We start from the raw sequence: 19,277 nt of genomic DNA on the forward strand, positions 1-19,277 counted from the left end.
GGCGGGCGGTGCCTCGCCGGCGGGGCTTTGTCGGGCCTCGGTGGGTCGGTCGCGCGCGGGCGCGCTCCTACAGGGGGGCCCCGAAGGACGGGGGGCGGTCTTCCGGGGCCTTGCCGTAGGCTTCGTTCGGGGTGGCACCCATCGCGAAGACCAGCGTGCCGCCGGCGGTGATGTCCTTGTGGCTGATCCAGCTCTTCGTCCACGGCTGGCCGTTCCAGGTCACCGACTGGATGTAAGGCTTGCCGTCACCGTTGCCCTGGGTCTCGATCGTGAGCACCTTGCCGCCACCGACCTGGACCTGGGCGCGGTCGACGATCGGGCTGCCGAACACGTAGTTCGTGCTGACCGGGTCCACGGCGTAAAGCCCCATCGCGCTCATCACGTACCACGCGCTCATCTGCCCGCAGTCTTCATTGCCCGGCAGGCCATCCGGCTGCGGCAGGTACATCGTGTCGAGCATCAGGCGGACCTTGGCGGCCGTCTTGTGGTGCGATCCGGTGTACGCATACAGGTACGGCATGTGGTGGCACGGCTCGTTGCCGAACGCGCACTGGCCGACCATGCCGGCGATGTCCGGCGGAGCATTGTCGGGCAGCGTCGGGTTGGCGTTGAACAACGCGTCCAGCTTCTTCTCGAAACCGTCGACGCCACCGAACAGGTCCATGTAGCGATAGAGGTCGTGCTGGTTGAGGAAGGTGGCCTGCCACGCATTCGATTCGGTGAAGTCGCGCCACTTCTTCGAATGGCCGATGGCGATCGGGTCGAACGGCTGCAGCCACTGCCCGTCCTCGCCCTTCGGGCGCATGAACAGGGTGTCCTTGTCGAACACGTTGCGGTAGTTGCGCGAACGCTCGCGCAGCACCTTCGCCTCGTCGGCGTGGCCCAGGTGCTCGGCCATGCTCGCCACTGCCCAGTCGTCGTAGGCGTATTCCAGCGTCTTGCTGACCGCCTCGCCTTCCTTGTCGCTGGGGATGAAGCCGAGCTTGCGGTAGTAACCCAGGCCGAAGTAATCGTCCTGCATCGCGCGGCGGCGGAACACCGGCCAGCCCTTCTGGTAATCGATGCCAGTGAAGCCCTTGGCCTGCGCTTCGGCGACGACCACGGCCGAGTGGTAACCGATCATGCAGACCGTTTCGATGCCCTGCAGCGGCCACACCGGCGCACCGCTCGGGCTTTCCACCGCAAGGCGGACGATGCCGTCGACGAGGTCGGGCACGCGGTCCGGCTGGTACAGCGTGTACAGCGGGTGTGCCGCGCGGTAGGTGTCCCACAGCGAATAGGTGCTGTAGTTGTGCCGGCCTTCCGGCAGCGTGTGCACGGCCTTGTCCATGCCGCGGTAACGGCCGTCGATGTCGCTGAACACGGTAGGCGCCAGCATCGTGTGGTACAGCGAGCTGTAGAAGGTGCGCTTGATCTTGTCCGAGCTGCTATCCATCTGGATCTTCGACAGCTCGCCCGCCCACTCGTGCTCGGCCGCGGCGCGCACACCGTCGAAGTCCCACGCGGCGATCTCGCCATCGAGGTTGCGCATCGCGCCATCGATGTCGACGCCGGAGATGCCCACCTTCACCAGCAGCGGCTCGCTGCTGGCCTTGTCGATGTGCACGGCCGCCTTGAGGTGGTTGCCCTTCGCTTCCTTCGTGCCCGCCGGCAGCGCCTTGTCCTCGTCGTACAGCGTGATCGACGAGGCCGGGCGCGACAGCTTCATCGCGAAGTAGATGACGCGACCCGAGGCCCACTGCCACACGCGGCGGCCACCGACGATGGTGTCGTCGCCGACGATGCGCAGCTCGGCATCGGTGACGCGGCACGGCTCCTTCGGGTTGTCCTGGTAGCCGTGCGCGAGGTCGAGCAGCAGGTGGGCGTCGCCGGCCTTGCCGAACGTGTAGCGATGGATGCCGGCACGCAGCGTGGCGGTGAGTTCGGCGAGGATGTCGTGCTGGGTCAGCTTCACCCGGTAGTAGCCCGGATGCGCCTGCTCGCCGGTGTAATGCGAGCGGTAGCCCTTCACGCCGGTCTTGTAGCCCTTCGGGGCCTTCTCGCCGCTGGCCTTCTTCGCGTCGAAGCGCGAAACGTAGTTCACACCGTCGTAGTCGCGATCGCCCGGCTGCAGCAGCACGGGGCCCATCGACGGCATCACCAGGAAGTCGAGCATGTCGGCCGCGCCGGTGCCCGAGAGGTGGGTATGCGAGAAGCCCATGATCGAACCATCGCCCTGGTGGTAGCCGGACGAACCGTCCCACTCGGCGTTGTAGGTATCGGGGCTGAGCTGGACCATGCCGAACGGCCGGGTCGCACCGGGATAGGTGTGACCGTGGCCGCCGGTACCGACAAAAACGTCGACGTAGCCCAGGACGCCATCCGGGGCGGTGCCGCCGCCCGCGGATGGCGCTTCGAGGCCGTGCTTGACGCCACTGGCCAGCGCGGTGAGGGAACCGAGCGGACCGAGTGCCGAGGCGGCGGCCATGCCCTGCAGGAAACGTCGACGTGTGACCATGGAAAACTCCGGCAGGCGGCGGGTTTAGACCCGGCGCAGTGATTCAGGATGCTTATCGGCGAGGTGGATGACCAGCTCGCCGAACAAGGTGTTTGCCCAGGCGAACCAGGCGCGCGTGAAATTCTTCGGGTCGTCCTGGTCGAAGGCTTCGTGCATGAAGCCCGTGCCACCGTGGGTGGTCTTGAGCATGTGCAGGCACTGGCGCTGTTCGGCCGAGTCGGTGGTGGTGAAGGCCTTCATCATGATCGACATCGGCCAGATGTAACGCAGGCCTTCGTGCGGGCCACCGATGCCTTCGCCGGCCGTGCCCTTGAAGAAGTACGGGTTCTTGTCGCTCCACGCCAGCGCGCGGGTGCGTGCATAGCGCTTGTCGTAGCCGGTGGTCTCCAGGTACGGCAGCGCGAGCAGGCTCGGCACGTTGGCATCGTCCATGAACAACTGGTTGCCGTAGCCATCCACCTCGTACGCCCAGTATTCGTCCTGGCCGTTGCGGATGACGCCATGCTGCTCGACCGCGGCGGCGACTTCGTCGGCCAGTGCATTGCACTCGGCGGCGAACGCCTGGTCGCCATAGAAGGTGCCATGCATCTGCGCGATGCGGCGCAGGGTCACGACGGCGAACAGGTTGCCCGGGATGTTGAACGGCAGCGAGGTCGCGTCGTCCGACGGGCGGAACTCCTGGACGATCATGCCCACCGGCTTCGCCGGCGGCCCGAAGCCGTGCAGGATCTGGCTGTCGGTGGGGTTCAGTGCGGGACGCTGGAAGTGGTAGGGGCCGAGGCCGTTCTTGCGCTGCTGCTCGCGGAAGGTCTGCACGACCAGCTTCGTGGCGGCGCGCCAGCTATCGTCGAACGGTTCGCGATCGCCCGTGGCCTGCCAGTAACCGTGCGCGAGGCGCACCGGGTAGCACAGCGAATCGATTTCCCACTTGCGCTCGGCCACGCCGGGCTTCATGTCGGTCTGGTCGGCCTGCGACCAGTCCATGTTGCTCTTTGCCTTCGGGTCCGGCATGAAGGCGTTCGCGTAGGGATCGATGGTGATGCAGCGTGCCTGGCGGCGGATCAGGCCGCGGAACAGCTTGCGCAGTGCCTCGTCCTTCGCCACCAGCGGCAGGTAGGGCCACACCTGCGCCGACGAATCGCGCAGCCACATCGCATCGATGTCGCCGGTGACCACGAAGGTATCCTCGAAGCCGTCGAGCTTGCCGACCTCGACCGTGGTGTCCAGCGTGTTCGGGAAGCAGTTCTCGAACAGCCAGGCAAGCTCGGGGTCGGCGATCTTCTTCTTCGTCGACGCGATGAGCTTTTCCACGGATTCGCTGGTGAACTTGCGCTTGCCGACGGGCGGCCGCTTGCTCTCGAAGCGCGGCGCGGCCAGGGCGGAGGTGCTGATGCCACCGGCCATGGCCAGTCCGGGTGCCATGGACAGCCACTTGATGATGTTGCGACGGCTCGGGTTCACGGGCGGGTCTCCTTCAGTGCATCGACAAGCGAGGTGGCCGTCAGCGCGTGACGGAGGGCAGCCGCATCGGCCGTGCCGGTGACCGCGATGTCACGGCTTTCACCCGGCAGCAGGTCGAACGCGTTATCGGCGAGGCGAACGTCCAGGTCGCCGGTGTCGACCCACACCGCGCGCGCCAGGCGCTTCGCGGTGACGGTGACGACGAGGCCAGCCGGTGTCTCGCGAACGCTGGTGGCAAGTTCCGGACGGGCGGGCAGCGCGATGTCCTTCGCGGCGCCGAAATACAGCAGGTGGTGGGCGACGGGCTTGCCCTGTTCGAGCAGGTCGAACGCCACCACGGTCTTCTTCGGATCGGCGCCCTTCAACAAGGTGGCATCGTCGGCCTTGAGCACGCTGGTGCTGGCCAGCGAGGCGGCCTTCACCGGCTGGCTGCCATCGCGCAGCAGCTTGCCATCCATCGCGTAGACCCGGGTGCGCAGGATCGCGTCGAAATCGTCCACCCGGTCGGAGACCGCAAACACTTCGGTGCGACCCTCGCGGCGGATCGGCACCACGTCGACCGGTGCATAGAAGCGCTTCGCATGGAACTGCAGGGCCTTCCAGCGGTTGAAGTAGTCGACGCTGGCCCAGGAAGCACCCGGCCACACGTCGTTGAGCTGCCAGTAGAGCGAACCCATGCTGCGCGGGCGGGCGCTGCGCAGGTGCTCGGCGGCCAGCTCGATGCCTTCGGCCTGCATCACCTGGCTGAGGTAGACGAACGACGGGAAATCCTTCGGCTCGCCGTAGCCGGCACGGATATAGAGCAGCAGGCGCTGGTTGCCATCGCCGTTGGCGAACTTCTGGTGCGCGCGCATGACCTTCGATTCGGGCTGCATGTCGCCCGGCTCGGCAAAGGCCTTGATCGTGGCCATCACCGGGAACGACTGCAGGCCGTATTCGGACTGGAAGCGCGGGGTCATGTCCAGGTAGTGGTCGATCGGCTCGGAGCCGGACCAGACCTTCCAGTAATGGAAGTCACCGTCGGACTCGACGTTGGCCGGCCCCTCGTAATCGGTGCTCGGCGAACTGGCCCAGTAAGGCACGCCGGGCGACAGCTCGCTGACCACGCCGCGCAGGGTCTTGCCGAACAGTTCGCGCATGCCGTCGTCGATCTTCTTCACTTCGTCGGCGTTGACGAACTTGCGGAAGTCCTGCCGGTCCGGCCAGTCGTCCCAGCCGGTCTGCACTTCGTTGTTGCCGGCCCACAGCACGATGGACGGATGGTCGCGCAGTCGGGTGACCTGCTCCACCGCTTCGATCCGCGCGGTTTCGCGGAAGGCGGCGTCGTAGGGGGTAATCGCGCCGCCATACATGAAGTCCTGCCAGACCATGATGCCCATGCGATCGGCCGCGGCGTAGAAGGCATCCGGCTGGTAGGTGCCGCCACCCCACATGCGCAGCATGTTCATGTTCGCGTCGCGCGCGGACTGCAGCATCGCTTCCATCCGCGCGGTGGTCACGCGGGTGGGGAAGCTGTCGAACGGGATCAGGTTGGCGCCCTTGGCGAAGATCGGCACGCCATTCACGACGAAGGCGAAGCCCCTGCCCCACTGGTCCTTCTCGCGGCGCAGCTCGACGCTGCGCAGGCCGGTGTCCTTGTCGGCGGACGCCACCGGCCCACCGCCGGCCACGACGTCGGCGTGGAAGCGGTAGAGGTTGGCGTCGCCGTAGCCTACCGGCCACCAGCGCTGGGGGTGGGCGATGTCGACCGGCACGGCGAGATGGTTCTCGCCCTTCGCCAGCGTGACGTCGCGCCGTGCCTGGCCCTTGCTGCCGTCCGGCGCGGTCCATTCCACCGCCAGGGTGGCGGCACCGGCCTTGTCGGCACGGAGGTCGAACTGGGCCTGCAGCTTCGCCATGTCGGCGTCGACATGATCCTGCGCGACGTGGAAATCGGCCAGGCGAACCTCGTCCCATGCCTGCAGGCGGACCGGCTGCCAGATGCCTGCCGTGAGGTAGCGCGGGCCCCAGTCCCAGCCGTACTGGTAGTTCGACTTGCGTACGTAGTTGGAGGTCTGCTTGCCCTTCGGCTCGTCGCCGAAGGACGTGTCGAATTCACCCGGCAGCGAGTACGGCTGCTTCATCAGCCAGGGCAGCAGCTTGCCGACCGGCGAGGCGAAATGGACATCGAGCGTGTTTCTGCCCTGCTTCAGGGCGGTCTTCGCGGGCAGGCGCCACTGGCGGAACATGTTGTCCGCCGCGAGCATTTTCCTGCCGTTGAGGGTGACGTCCGCGAACGTGTCGAGGCCATCGAAAACGAGGTCGACGTGGCCGCGGGCCAGCATGGCCGCGTCCACGTCGAAGTCCAGGTGGTAGTCCCAGTCGGCCAGCCCGATCCATTGCAGGCTGGCTTCGTTGTCGCGCCAGAACGGATCCTTGATCCGTCCTGCCGCGAGCAGGTCCGTCTGCACGGCACCCGGCACGGTCGCCGGCTGCCAGTCCTTCGCTTCGGGATGCGCGTCGCTGCCTGCCGCCCCGGGGGCGAGGCGGAACCGCCAGCCCGCGGAGAGATCCTTCTCCGCCGGCGGGGCCGCACTGGCCGCTCCCGCGGCCAGCAGGAGTGCCAGGGCAAGCGACGCGCGGGGCGTCACAGCTTGAAGCCCAGGGTCACGGTGAAGGTACGACCGTTCTTGTAGGCGTTCAGGGGTTCCGCCGGGGTGTTGTTGTAGACGAAGTAAGTTTCGTTCAGCAGGTTCGTCGCGTCCAGCGATACGCGCATGTGGTCGTTGACCTGGTAGCCGAGGGAAGCGTCCAGTTCGCGGAAGATGCCGGTGATCTGCTGCGACTGCAGCTGCGCGATCGAGGTGAAGTACGACGAACGCCAGCTGTAGGTCACGCGAGCGCTGTACGGGCCCTGCTCGTAGAACGGCGAAATGGTGAACGCGTTCTTCGAGTTGTACGGCAGCGGGAAGTCATTGCTGGTGGTGGCGTCGGAGTAGGTGTAGTTCGCCAGCATGCCGAAGCCGTACTTGAAGTTCTGCTGGTAGCTGATCGAAGCACCCTTCACCTTGGCCACGCCCGCGTTGATCGGCACCTGCATCTGGTACACGTCGTCACGCTGGTTGGTCAGGTTGTAATGCGTCTCGGCGACGTTGGTGTTGAGGATGTAGCCGGAGATGCGGCGGAAGAACAGCTCCGCGGCAAGCACGCTGTTCTCCGAGAAGTACCACTCGGCCGAGGCGTCGTAGTTGGTCGACTTGTACGGGCCCAGGTCGGTGTTGCCACGCGAACCGGTGAGCGTGCGGTCGTCCAGCGCCACGTACGGGGTCATCTGCTGGTAGCGCGGGCGGGCCATCGTCTGGGCGGCGGCGAAGCGCAGCGTCAGCGCATCGGTAGCGTCGTACGCGATGTTAAACGAGGGCAGCCAGTCGTGGTATGCGCTGCGCTTGTTGATCGGGTCGTACTGGTTGTCGCCGACGAACTGGTAGCCGTTCACCGTATCGCGGGTGCGGTAGTAACGCAGGCCCAGGTTGCCGCGGTAGTCGTCGCCGGCGAAATCGCCCTGGATGTAGAACGCGCGGTTCTGCTCGGCCACGCTGTAGGTAGCCTTCGGGTCGAGCGAGACGTGGCCATCCTTGATGCTCTGGATGTAGGCCTTCATCAGGCCCGGATCGATCGTCGTCCAGTTACCCATGTTGCCGGCGCTGTCGAGGCCACCGAGGAAGCCACCCGGCGTGCCGCCGTTGGCGAAGTTTGCGAGCGAGAGGCCGTTGCCGTCCTGCGTCGGCAGGGTGGCCGAGTAACCGTCCTGGCCGTCGAGGTGGTTGGTCGCCTTGATGCCGACCTCGATCTGGTTCAACGGACCCCAGCTGACGTCGTGCGAGAAGTCAGCCTGGAAATAGCGCTCGCGATCGTAGCTCGGCGCATAGCTGAAGCCGGCGCCGTGGGCGAGCATCGCCGACGGATTGTCCGGGTTGTTGTAGTTGATCTGCGGGTGCTGGCCATCGAGGTTCCAGTTGAAACCGCCGAAGCCCTGGAACTGCATGTTGTAGATGCCGTCCGAACCGCCGGTGGAACCGGTGTAGCCGATCTGGCTCGACGCGGTCCAGCCATCGCCGAACCAGTCGGCGCGCAGCTGGGCGACGCCGGTGTTGACGGTCGAGTCACGCTCGTAGCCGTCGAGGTAGGTCGAGGTGTTGGCGTTGTAGCTGCCGCTGGTGGCGACGCCATTGTTGAAGCCGAGCGAGGTGGCGTTGGCGGCCGAACCGGACCATTCGCCGTAATGGCTCTGGTTGAAGTTGTTGAACTTCTCGGTGACGTACAGCCCGGTGAAGTTCAGCTCGAACGCATCGTTCGGCTTCCACTGCAGGCCGGTGGACACGCCGTCGCGCGTACGACGCTGCTGGAACCACGCGGTATTGACCGCGGTCGGGTAGACGCCCTGCTGGTTCGGCGAGACCACGCCCGGATTGAACTGGTGGTCGGGGTTGGTATCGGTCGGATCGTTCACGCGCTGGTAGCCGAACACTTCCGTGCCCTGGCGATCGATGATGCGATCGGAATGCATCAGCGAACCGATGACGCCGAAGGTGCTGTCCTTGTTCTTCCAGCTGTACAGCACCGATGCGTTCGGCTTGCCCTTGTCGGCGCTGTCGTTATAGCCGTAGCTGACGCTACCGGTCAGGGTGTTCGCCGGCAGGTCGAGCGGGCGACGGGTGTTCACGATCACCGTGCCGCCGATCGAGCCTTCGTCGATGTTCGCCTGCGGGGTCTTGTAGACCTGCGCATTGCCGATGATTTCCGAGGCCAGCAGGCTGTAGTTGAACGAGCGGCTGTCCGGGTTGTTCGGGTCGGAAGTCCAGTTGGTCGAAGCCACGGTCTGGCCGTTGAGCATCAGGCGGTTCAGTGCCGGGTCGGTGCCCAGGATGCTGACCTTGTCGCCTTCGCCAAAGTTACGGTCGACGCTGAGGCCGGGAAGGTGCGAGAGCGACTCGGCCACGTTGGTGTCCGGGAACTTGCCCACGTCTTCGGCCGAAATGGCATCGACGATCGAATCGGAGTTGCGCTTGAGGTCGAGCGACTTCTGCAGGCTGGCACGGATGCCGGTGACGGTCACGCCTTGCAGGTTGGCGGCGTCCTGCGCGTTGGCATCGGCCGGGGCGGCCGGGGCGGCGGGGTCGGTCTTCTTGACGGTCTTGGCGGGCACGGCGGGGGTGGCCGCGTCCTGGGCGATCACGCTGCCGGTGGCGAACAGGCTGGCCACGATGGCGAGGGAGAGCGCGCTGATACGGTGATTCAAAATCGTTGCTCCTGGGGGATGGGGGTTTCGCAGGGCGAACGCGTTCGCACGGGCTTGCGCCCGTGTTCGTCAGTCGTCCGGCCTTCGAGATTTTTTTGTAGCCCTGCGCCCTGCCGCGGCGGCGATCGCTCGCCTGAAGGGGAACCGCGTCGTGGTTCGCTGTTGCAACCGTATTACTGAGCGGATTTTTAGGGGCCGCTGACAACGATGTCAACGCTTTTTTTAACTCGATCTAAAGACAACCAATACATTTCACACCATTGTTTTTATTGCCTATTTCCGAAAAACCACTTTCGTGCAGTGCGGAAATTTCTCAAAGCGGTTTGGATCGATCCACTACGCCGCCCGCGAGCGGCTCCGGGCACGTAACCCTCCATGTCCAAAGCAGTTTTTTAGTTGCACGGGCGGGGCGTTCGCCGTTGGCATGGGGCGCTGGCTGCTTTGCTGCAATGCAGCGCGAAATCCGTCGGTTTCACCCCTCCCCGCCACGCCATCGGCGCACGTTTTTGCGAAGTTCGACGCGCAGGTAAACAAGGTGTGGCGCACTGCGTTTCAGACAGCGGCGAGTCACGCGACGGGCGTGAAGCTCCATCCACGCACCCAGGAGAGACACCCCGATGTCGCGAGCGCTGTTCGACGTCTGTTGCAAGACCCTGCTTTCCGCCGCCGTCGTTGCCGCGCTCGCCGCGTGCAATCGCGAAGCCCCGGCGGATGCCGCCAGCGCGCCGGCCACGTCGGCCAGCGCGCCGGCGCCGATCGCCGCCGCGCCCTACCAGCGGCCGACGGCCGACCAGCTCTACGCCCTTGTCTCTCCCATCGCCCTGTTCCCCGACAACCTCGTGGCGCAGACGCTGGCTGCGTCGACGCACCCGGACCAGGTCGACGATGCCCGCCAGTTCGTCCAGGCCCATCGCGACCTCACCGGCTCCGCCCTGATCGACGCGGCCGACAACCAGCCATGGGACCCGAGCGTCAAGTCGCTCGTGGCGTTCCCCGCCGTGCTCGACCAGATGGCCAACAACGGCGAGTGGACCGGTGCGCTCGGCCAGGCCTACGCCAACGATCCGTCCGACGTCATGAACGCGATCCAGGTGATGCGTTCGCGGGCGCAGGCGCATGGCAACCTGAAGAGCACCACCCAGCAGAAGGTGCAGGTGGTCGAGCGCGGTGCGCCGGTCACGACCACCACCGTGGTCGAGGAAGACCAGATCGTCGGACCGCCGGCGAAGACCATCGAAATCGAGCCGGCCGATCCGGACGTCGTCTATGTGCCGCAATACGATCCCGACGTGGTCTACGGCGCGCCGGTGTATTCGGGTTACTACGAGACCCGCTACGTCGAGCCCGCCCCGTACTACCGCGACGCGGCGATCGTCGGCGTCGTGGGTTTCGGCGCCGGCATCCTCGTCGGCGAGCTTTTCGCCCACCACGATTACCATGCTCGTCCGTGGGGCTGGGATAACTGGCACACGGCGTGGGGCGGCCATCGCGAGGGCGGCCGCCCTGCCGTGGTCTACGACAACCATCCCTACGTGGTGAACCGCACGGTGGTGAACAACCGCTTCGTCGACCGGTCGGTGCACATCGATAACCGCCACGACTTCAACAACGTCAACAACCGTCCTGGCATGCCGCCGGGTGCCGGCCCGGGTGGAAGGCCGCCGGGCTTCACTGGCGCAGGCCCCGGCGGTGCCAATGGCCGTCCGCCTGGATTTACCCCGGGCGGCCCGCAGCGACCGGCGACGCCGGACTACGCCCACATGCAGCGGCCGAACTTCACCCCGGGCGCGATGCACGCCACCGCACCTAACGAGCGTCCGGCCATCTCGGCGGCGCCGGCCGGTGCACCCGGTCGACCGGGCTTCGACCAGCGTGGTCCGAATGGACAGCCCGGTTTTGCCCAGCGCGGTCCGAATGGACAGCCGGGCTTCGATCCGCGAGGTGGCGAGCATGGCCAGCCCAGCGGTGCGCCGCACGTGGTGGGCCAGCTACCGGAGCAGCAGCCCGGCCAGCCTGCGCGCGATGCGCGCAACGACGCCCGCAATGACGGCCGCTTCAATCATTCGCCCAACGCCACGCCGGCCGGCACCCTGCCCGCCGTACAACCCATCCGCGGCGGCGCGCCCACCGCGGACGCGAACCGTCGCAACGATCCGCGCATCGCGAATGCCCCGCAGGCGCCGCGTGGCGATGTGCCGACGGCGACCCGTGGCGATGCCCATTTCGGCCAGCGCACGCCGGAGGCCGCGTCGCCGGCCATGCAGTCGCCGCGGCCCGCCGACGTACGTGGACCGGAGCAGGCGCGCCAGGCCCCGCAATTCACCCGCCAGCCCGACATGCCGCGCGCGGAGCCGCAACGCAGCGAGCCGCAGCGTGAAGCGCCACGGTCGTTCCAGCCGCCGCAGCAACGGATGGAACCCCAGCGCGAAGTGGCTCGCACCCCGGAGCCGCAGCGCGAGATGCAGCGGGAGATGCCGCGGCCGCAGATGCGCGAGCAACCGCAGCAGCGCCCGCAGCCGCAGGAACACCATGAACAGGCCCGCCCGGCCGCCGCCCCGCAGCAGCACCACGACGACCACAAGAAGCACGACTGACCCCGCCACGCCTTGCACCGCACCGTCGCTGAAATGATAATGATTCTTATCTATGGGCGGTGGGGTGGTGCCAGGTGGGGCATGGCGGGGAGTTGCAGGCAGGCACGCCTGTCCTAAGGGGTCCGGCACCGCTGTTGCGCGTGCTGCAAACCCACTACGAGCCCCTGCGCCGCTTCGTCGCCCGGCGCATGCGCTCGCAGGAAACCGCCGCCGACATCATCCAGGAGACCTATGTAAAGGTCGCGATGATGGATGCCGCGACGGAAGTCCGGAATCCGCTGGCCTTCCTTTACCGCATCGCCGGCAACCTCTCACTGGACTGGCTGCGCGAGCGCGAAGTCCGCGAACGCCACATCGACAGCGGCGAGCTCCCCGACCACGTCGCCGATGGCGCGCCCGACGGCGAGGCCCGGATCGCCGGGCACCAGCGCCTGCGCATCCTCGCCGATGCCGTGGCGGAGTTGCCGCCCCGCTGCGGCGAGGTGTTCCGCCTGCGCAAGATCGAACACATGGAAACGCAGGCCATCGCCGACCAGCTCGGCATCAGCCGGAACATGGTCGAGAAGCACCTGCGCAAAGCGCTGGCCCACTGCCAGGCACGGCTGGATGAGGCGGGGGCATAATGCGCCCTCCTCGCCACCGGCTCGCCGCGACCGCCATGCCGCCCCCCTACACCGCCCTCGCCCGCCAACAGGCCGCCGCGTGGGTCGTCAGGCTCGATGCCGGCGACCTCGGCGACGAGGATCGCGCGCAGCTGCAGGCGTGGCTGGCGATGGATCCGACGCACGCGGAAGCACTCCGGCGTGCGCGGCAGACCTGGGGTGAGCTCGACCTGGCCGTGGCCCACGAGGGCGTCACGGGCTCGGCGACCGACGCCTGGCGCACGCCCGGCGATCGCATCGTCGCCGCACCACCGGCATCCCCGCGCACCCGTCGCGTGCGCCGCTACGTCGCGCGGCTGGCTGCGTCGGCCGCCGTCCTCGTCGTCGCCGTCGGTATCTGGCAGGTCCCGCGCGTGGCCTCGACCTGGGGCGCCGACGCCGCGACCGGGGTGGGCCAGACACGACGCGTCGCGCTGGCCGGCGGCGGCAACGCGCAACTCGATACCCGCAGTGCGATCCGCCTGCACGACAGCGCCCGATGGCGCGAGGTCCAGGTGCTGGCGGGGACCGTCTCCTTCGAGGTGGGCCACGGTGACCCACGCCCCTTCCGGGTCCACGTGGGCGACAGCGTCATCACCGACGTGGGCACCACGTTCCAGGTCAAGCGCGTCGGCGCCAGCACGCAGGTGCTGGTCGCCAGCGGCGAAGTCGCCGTGGCCTCGCCGGAAGGCACGGCACGCCTGCATGGCGGCGAGATGGTGACCGTGGGCGACCCGGATCGATCGCTGGCCGTGTCCACCGTCGACGCGGACGCTGCCCAGGCCTGGACGCGCGGCAGGCTGGTCTTCGTCGACCGGCGGCTGGGCGATGTCGTCGACGAACTCAACCGCTACTACGACGGCCACATCGTCCTGCTCGGCGACGACGTGGCGGACCGCCAGGTCAGTGGCGTGTTCCGCACCAGCGATCCGCTGGCCGCCCTGCGCGTGATCGAGCGCAACCTGGGCCTGCGTGCCAGCGAGGTCGGGCTGGGCGTGATCGTGCTGCGTGGCTGATCCCGCAGCCGACATCCTCAATCAGGCGGCTCGTCCGTCATAGGAATGAGATTCATGCTCATTTCCCTTCGATGGACACCTCCATGCCCCGTAGCGTTACCCGCCTTCGCCTGAAGGCCCTCGTGCTTGCCCTCGGCGTCGCCTGCGCTGGCGTCGCCCCTGCCGCCGCCCCGGCCACGCTCGCCGCGCCCCGCGATTTCCACATTGGCGCCGGGCCGCTTGCCCAGGCCCTGAACCGCTTCGCCGAGCAGAGCGACACCGTGCTGGTCTACGACGCGGCATTGACCCAGGGCCTGCAGGCACCGGCGGTCGACGGTCGCCTGCCCACCGCGGAGGTGCTCGACCGGCTGCTCGGCCGCTCGGGCCTGGCGTATCGGCTTGGCGAGGATGGTTCGGTGCGGATCGAACGCAGCACCGCGCAGGTTACCGCGCGGCCGGCCACGCCGACGCGTACGGCCTCGGGCGTGGCGCCGGCGACCGGCAGCCAGGGCAACCGCCATCGCAGCAACAAAGCCACCGACCTCGAAGGCGTCGACGTCCACGGCGTCACCGAGGGCTACGCCGCCAACGAGGTCTCGTTCGGCAAGTTCGCCGTGTCGCCACGCGAACTGCCCAGTTCGATCTCGGTGGTGACGCGCCAGCGCATGGACGACCAGAACATGGTCAGCGTGTACGACGTGCTCAATCGCACCACCGGCATCACGGCGGTGCCGTATGGCGTCGGCACGTCCTACTTCCAGGCGCGTGGCTACCAGCCCGACGTGCAGTTCGATGGCATCGCCGCGAACAACGGCCTGGAATACCAGTCGCAATTCGACCTCGGGATGTACGACCGCCTGGAGATCTTCCGCGGCCCCGCCGGCATCCTGCAGGGCCAGGGCAGTCCCGGCGGCACGGTGAACCTCATCCGCAAGCGGCCGCTCGACGACGCGGCGTGGGGTGGCAACGTCTCGGTAGGCACGTGGAACCGCTACCAGGCCACGGTGGATGGCAGCACGCCGTTGAACGGCGACGGCACGGTGCGCGGCCGCGCCGTGGTCTCGTCGCAGGGCCAGGATTACTTCTACGACAAGGCCAATTCACGTCATCAGTTCTTCTACGGCGTGGTCGAGATCGACCTCTCGCCATCCACGGTGCTGACGCTTTCCACCGCCTACCAGCACGAACACAACGGTCCGCTCGACTGGGGCCAGTCGGTCTACGCGATACCGCCGCACGGCAAGGCACTCGATGCGCCGCGCTCCCAGTTCTACGGCACCGACTGGAGCTACGACCGGCCCAACCTCAACGACTATTACGCCGAGCTCGACCATGACTTCGGCAACGACTGGCATGGCAAGGTCAACATCGACCGCCGCACCACGGTGGACGGTTCCAAGTACGGTTACATCGATGGCCTGGTCGATCCCGACAACCACGCCGACTACTGGTTGCAGCGGCAGTACACCAGCGGCGCGTGGACCGGCGCCGACATGAATGTGTCCGGCCCGTTCTCGCTGTTCGGGCGCGAGCAGCAACTCACCGTCGGCTTCAACTACGCGCGACAGACCGCCGACAGCTTCAGCGGTGGCTTCGACGTGCCTGGCGGCGTCAACGTGATGGACCTCGGCGGGATCGCCTACCCGGAGATCCCGTTCGACAGCCGCAGCCTGACCGAGACGAAGCAGTACGGCGTCTACGCCGCGTTGCACCTGCATCCCGCCGAGGAGTGGAGCATGTTGCTCGGCAGCCAGCTGACCAACTACCGCAGCCGCAGCCGCTCCGGCGCCCCCGTGCCGCTCGGCGGCTGGGTGGATGCACCCAGCGTGGACCACAAGGCCTCGCCTTACCTCGGCGTGGTCTATGACATCAATCGCTGGCTCTCCGCGTACGCGAGCTACACGACGGTGTTCGTCCCGCAGAACAACCTCACCTTCAGCGGTACGCCGCTGAAGCCGCGCACCGGCAAGCAGTACGAAACCGGCCTGAAGGCCGAATTCCTCGATCGCCGGCTCAACGCGTCGTTCGCCGCGTTCCGACTGCGCGACCAGAACCGCGCCTACGACGACCCGGACCACCCGAACTACTACATCGCCGCGGGCAAGGCGGAAAGCCAGGGCTGGGAGACGGAAATCAACGGTCGGCTCGCGCCGGGCTGGGATATCTCGGCGGGCTACACCTACCTGCTCACCCGCTACCTCAAGGATGCCTCCAGCGAAGGCCAGGTCTTCGATGCGGAGGAGCCGAAGAAAACGTTCAAGCTGTGGAGCGTCTACCGCTTCGAAGGCGACACGCCACACGGCTTCCGCATCGGCGGCGGCGCACGGATCCTCAGCAGCACCACGCGTGGCACGATCACCCAGGGCGGCTACGCCGTGTTCGATGGCCAGGTCGGTTACCAGTTCGATCGCGACTGGTCGCTCACCCTCACCGTCAACAACATCTTCGACCGCACCTATTTCGCCCGCGTGCCTGCGTCGTACTTCGGCATCTACGGCGATCCGCGCAACACCATGCTCACGTTGCGCAAGTCGTTGTGATGGCCGCGCGCCGTGGCCCTTCGGGGGCCTCGCTGCGCCGGTGGAGCGCGGTGCACAGCGGGACGAGCCTGCTGTGCACCGTGTTCCTGCTGCTGTTGTGCATCACCGGCCTGCCGCTGGTATTCCAGGATGAGATCGAGGATGCGCTGGGCTCGCCGCATTCGGTCGACGTAACGCCGGGTTCACCGCTGCAATCGCTCGATGCCTTGCTTGCCGCCGCACAGGCGCGCTATCCCGGCGACGCGACCAACTTCATCAGCCTGCCCGACGACGACCCCGGCATGGCGACGATCGGCCTGGTCGATGCCGGCGGTGCTTATCACTGGGTGAAGTACGACCGCCACACGGGCGCGCTACTCGCCGACCAGCGCCACGCGGGCGAACAGCGCGTGTCGTTCATGGACGTGGTGCTGGCCCTGCACGGCAGCCTGGCCGCTGGGCTACCGGGCACGTTGCTGCTCGGCCTGATGGGCATCCTGTTCCTCGTGGCGCTGGTCTCGGGCGTGGTGCTGTATGCGCCGTTCACGCCGCGCACGGGCGCGGGCACGCTCCGCCTGCGCGGCAACCGGCGTTTGCGCTGGCTGGACCTGCACAACGTGCTCGGCATCGTCTTGCTGGCGTGGCTGGGCGTGGTGGGGTTGACCGGTGTCATCAACACGCTTGAAAAACCCTTGTTCGGCGTCTGGCAGGCCACCGACGTCGCGCGCCTGGTCGCCGGCCAGGCGGACACGGCGGTCGCAGGCCATGGCGTCACGGTGCAGTTCGCCATGGACGAGGCCTTGCGCCGCCACCCACGCGAGACGGTGGCAAGCATCCTGTTCCCCAGCGCAGCGCGCCACCAGCCACGGCATTTCCTCGTCTGGCTGCATGGCGACACACCGCTGCGCCGCGAACTGCTGACCCCGGTACTGGTCGACGCGGGCACCGGTCGCGTGATCGATGGCGAGCGTTTGCCGTGGTACCTGTCGGCACTGGAGGTGTCGCGTCCGCTGCACTTCGGCGACTACGGCGGCCAGCCGCTGAAGTGGCTGTGGTTCGTCTTCGACGTGGGCGCCATCGTCGTGCTCGCCAGCGGCGTGTATCTCTGGGTGGCGCGGCGCCGGCGCCGTGGCAAGCCAGCCGTCGGAGAGCCCGCATGACCGCGCCGCCGAACCACGGGCGAGCCACGCCACGCCTGCTCGCCCTGCCCCTCGCGAGCGCCGCCTGCGTGCTCGCCGGGCTGTTCATCGCCTTGCTGGCCGGTCCGGCGTGGCAGCCGCTCGCATGGCTGTTGCTCGCGCTGCCGGTGGCGCTGGTCGCGATCCTCGCGTGGCGTGGTGGGCGTCGTTAGCCTGGCCTAGCCATCGGTGGACACGGTCACCGCTTCCCACTCGGCCAGTTCACGCGCGGTCGCCGCGAGCTTGTCGCGGATCAGGCCCAGCGCATCGCTCCCCAGGACCAGGTGGGCCGGCGGCGTTGCCGAGCCGATGGCGGCGAGCATCGCGCGGGCCGCCTTCGGCGGGTCGCCCAGCTGCTTGCCGCTCTTCTCCTCGCGTGCCTTGCGGATCGGATCGAACACCGCGTCGTAATCGGCGATCGTGCGCGGCGCACGCACCATCGATCGGCCGGCCCAGTCGGTGCGGAACGAACCCGGTGCCACGGCGGTGACGTGGATGCCGAGCGACGCGACTTCCTTGCCGAGCGCTTCGGAGATGCCTTCCAGGGCGAACTTGCTGCCGCAGTAATAGGCGATGCCGGGCATGGTGATGTAGCCACCCATCGAGGTGATGTTGACGATGTGCCCGCGGCGACGCTCGCGCATCGCGGGCAACACGGCTTTCATCATGGCCACCGCGCCGAACACATTGACGTCGAACTGGCGGCGCATGTCGTCCAGTGGCGATTCTTCCATGATGCCTTCGTGGCCATAGCCGGCGTTGTTGACCAGCACGTCGATGCCACCGACGGTCGCCTCGATGTCGGCGACGACAGCGCCGATCGCACCGACGTCGGTGACGTCGAGGATGCGCGCATGCGCCAGCGGGGACAGCGCTTCGAACGCGTCCCGGGCGTCGGCGTTACGGACGGTCCCGACGACGCGGTGGCCGGCCGCCAGGGCTTCCTGGGCCAGCGCACGGCCGAAGCCACTGCTGACGCCGGTGATGAGCAAGGTCTTGCTGGCTGCCATGGAGCATCTCCTTCAGGATGAGGAGTGCATAATCCGTAAAACGATATCCCTACATAAGGCCAGTCTCGCTACTTTTATTGCCTATTCCTATGATCGCGACCGACCAAGCCCTACTCGACCCGGCGATCCAGGCGCGGATCGTCGCCCTGCTCGGGGCCCAGGCGCCCGCCGAGGGCTACAACCTCACGCCGATCGAGAGCGTGCGCATCCTCCGCTCCGATCGCGCACTCGTGCGCACCCCCGTGCTTTACGACCCGGGCATCGTCATCGTTTGCCAGGGCCGCAAACGCGGCTACTTCGGTAGCGAGGTGTACGTCTACGACGAGCAGCACTACCTCGCCGTCGCCGTGCCGGTGCCCTTCAGCATGGAAACCGATTCCACGCCGGAGCGGCCCCTGCTCGCGCTTTACCTGCACCTGGATTTCGCTTTGGCGGCAGGGTTGGTGGCGCAGATCGACGAGGCAGGTCCGGCGCATGCGGTGCAGGCGCCACGCAGCATGATGTCGACGCCGATGGATCACGCCATGCAAGCCACGGTGCTGCGCTTCCTCGAAGCGATGGGGCGGCCGCTGGATGCGACCGTGCTTGGCCCTGCCCTGCTACGCGAGATCTACTTCCGCGTGCTCAGCGGCGAACAGGGCGCGCCGATGCGTGAGGCGCTGGCCACGCGCGGCCAGTTCGGCAAGGTCAGTCGTGCGCTGCGACTGATCCACGCCAGCTATGCAACGCCGCTCGACGTGGCACGACTCGCCGCCGAGGCGGGCATGAGCGAACCCAGTTTCCACAGCCACTTCAAGGCGGTGACACAGGTGTCGCCGATGCAGTACGTAAAGTCGACGCGACTGCACCAGGCCCGGCTGCTGATGGTGCGCCAGGGCTTCACCGCCGATGTCGCGAGCCATGCCGTGGGCTATGCCAGCCCGTCGCAGTTCAGTCGTGAGTTCAAGCGATTGTTCGGGGCGACGCCCGCTGCGGAGGCGAAGCGCATGCGCGAGGGGTTTGCGTTGCCGCCGGCGTTTGCGCGAGCCGTGTTTGTGTCGTCGCATTAGGGGGAATGCGGCGGATTAGGTCGCGGCCGGGGCCGCTCCTACAGGAAGAAAAAGG

At 67.2% G+C, this 19,277-nt stretch carries 12 protein-coding genes; 7 read left to right on the top strand and 5 right to left on the bottom strand.

What is annotated here, in order from left to right; translation table 11 throughout:
* Positions 1-67: 67 nt before the first annotated feature.
* The 4 genes from KPL74_12800 to KPL74_12815 are packed head-to-tail and all read right to left on the bottom strand — an operon-like array spanning position 68 to position 9,236.
* Entirely contained in the window at positions 68-2,497 is a 2,430-nt protein-coding gene (locus KPL74_12800) for a GH92 family glycosyl hydrolase (GenBank protein QWT18618.1), read from the bottom strand.
* A gap of 24 nt (positions 2,498-2,521) precedes the next feature.
* Positions 2,522-3,958, bottom strand: coding sequence for a glycoside hydrolase family 125 protein (locus KPL74_12805; GenBank protein QWT18619.1), 1,437 nt, complete (start codon positions 3,956-3,958; stop codon positions 2,522-2,524).
* Positions 3,955-6,588 (bottom strand): glycoside hydrolase family 2 protein, encoded by a 2,634-nt coding sequence (locus KPL74_12810; GenBank protein QWT18620.1) that lies wholly within the window; start codon positions 6,586-6,588, stop codon positions 3,955-3,957. The genes KPL74_12805 and KPL74_12810 overlap by 4 nt, the downstream gene beginning before the upstream one ends.
* Positions 6,585-9,236 carry a TonB-dependent receptor gene (locus KPL74_12815; protein ID QWT18621.1) on the bottom strand — a complete coding sequence of 884 codons (2,652 nt, stop codon included), beginning with the start codon at positions 9,234-9,236 and terminating at the stop codon, positions 6,585-6,587. The genes KPL74_12810 and KPL74_12815 overlap by 4 nt, the downstream gene beginning before the upstream one ends.
* Before the next feature lie 617 nt (positions 9,237-9,853).
* On the opposite strand from KPL74_12815, the gene KPL74_12820 reads away from it, so the two are divergent.
* The 6 genes from KPL74_12820 to KPL74_12845 all read left to right on the top strand — a co-directional run bounded on the left by KPL74_12820 (position 9,854) and on the right by KPL74_12845 (position 17,336).
* On the top strand, positions 9,854-11,830 hold the full coding sequence (locus tag KPL74_12820; GenBank protein ID QWT18622.1) for a DUF3300 domain-containing protein: 1,977 nt from the start codon (positions 9,854-9,856) through the stop codon (positions 11,828-11,830).
* 134 nt (positions 11,831-11,964) lie between these two features.
* Complete coding sequence (locus tag KPL74_12825) at positions 11,965-12,453, top strand: sigma-70 family RNA polymerase sigma factor (GenBank protein QWT18623.1); 489 nt, start codon at positions 11,965-11,967, stop codon at positions 12,451-12,453.
* Positions 12,453-13,487, top strand: coding sequence for a FecR domain-containing protein (locus tag KPL74_12830; GenBank protein ID QWT18624.1), 1,035 nt, complete (start codon positions 12,453-12,455; stop codon positions 13,485-13,487). The genes KPL74_12825 and KPL74_12830 overlap by 1 nt, the downstream gene beginning before the upstream one ends.
* Positions 13,488-13,570: 83 nt before the next feature.
* The gene (locus KPL74_12835) at positions 13,571-16,006 is read left to right on the top strand and encodes a TonB-dependent receptor (GenBank protein QWT18625.1); all 2,436 of its coding nucleotides are present in this window, start codon (positions 13,571-13,573) and stop codon (positions 16,004-16,006) included.
* A 50-nt stretch (positions 16,007-16,056) separates the two neighbouring features.
* Positions 16,057-17,145, top strand: coding sequence for a PepSY domain-containing protein (locus KPL74_12840; protein QWT18626.1), 1,089 nt, complete (start codon positions 16,057-16,059; stop codon positions 17,143-17,145).
* On the top strand, positions 17,142-17,336 hold the full coding sequence (locus tag KPL74_12845; protein QWT18627.1) for a hypothetical protein: 195 nt from the start codon (positions 17,142-17,144) through the stop codon (positions 17,334-17,336). The genes KPL74_12840 and KPL74_12845 overlap by 4 nt, the downstream gene beginning before the upstream one ends.
* 6 nt (positions 17,337-17,342) lie before the next feature.
* Here the strand turns inward: KPL74_12845 and KPL74_12850 are convergent, their stop codons facing one another.
* The gene (locus KPL74_12850; protein ID QWT18628.1) at positions 17,343-18,173 is read right to left on the bottom strand and encodes an oxidoreductase; all 831 of its coding nucleotides are present in this window, start codon (positions 18,171-18,173) and stop codon (positions 17,343-17,345) included.
* Between the two features lie 89 nt (positions 18,174-18,262).
* Between KPL74_12850 and KPL74_12855 the strand changes: the two genes are divergently transcribed.
* On the top strand, positions 18,263-19,222 hold the full coding sequence (locus KPL74_12855; GenBank protein ID QWT18629.1) for an AraC family transcriptional regulator: 960 nt from the start codon (positions 18,263-18,265) through the stop codon (positions 19,220-19,222).
* Positions 19,223-19,277: the final 55 nt, after the last annotated feature.

This window comes from Bacillus sp. NP157 (assembly GCA_018889975.1).
Taxonomy (GTDB): Bacteria; Pseudomonadota; Gammaproteobacteria; order Xanthomonadales; family Rhodanobacteraceae; genus Luteibacter.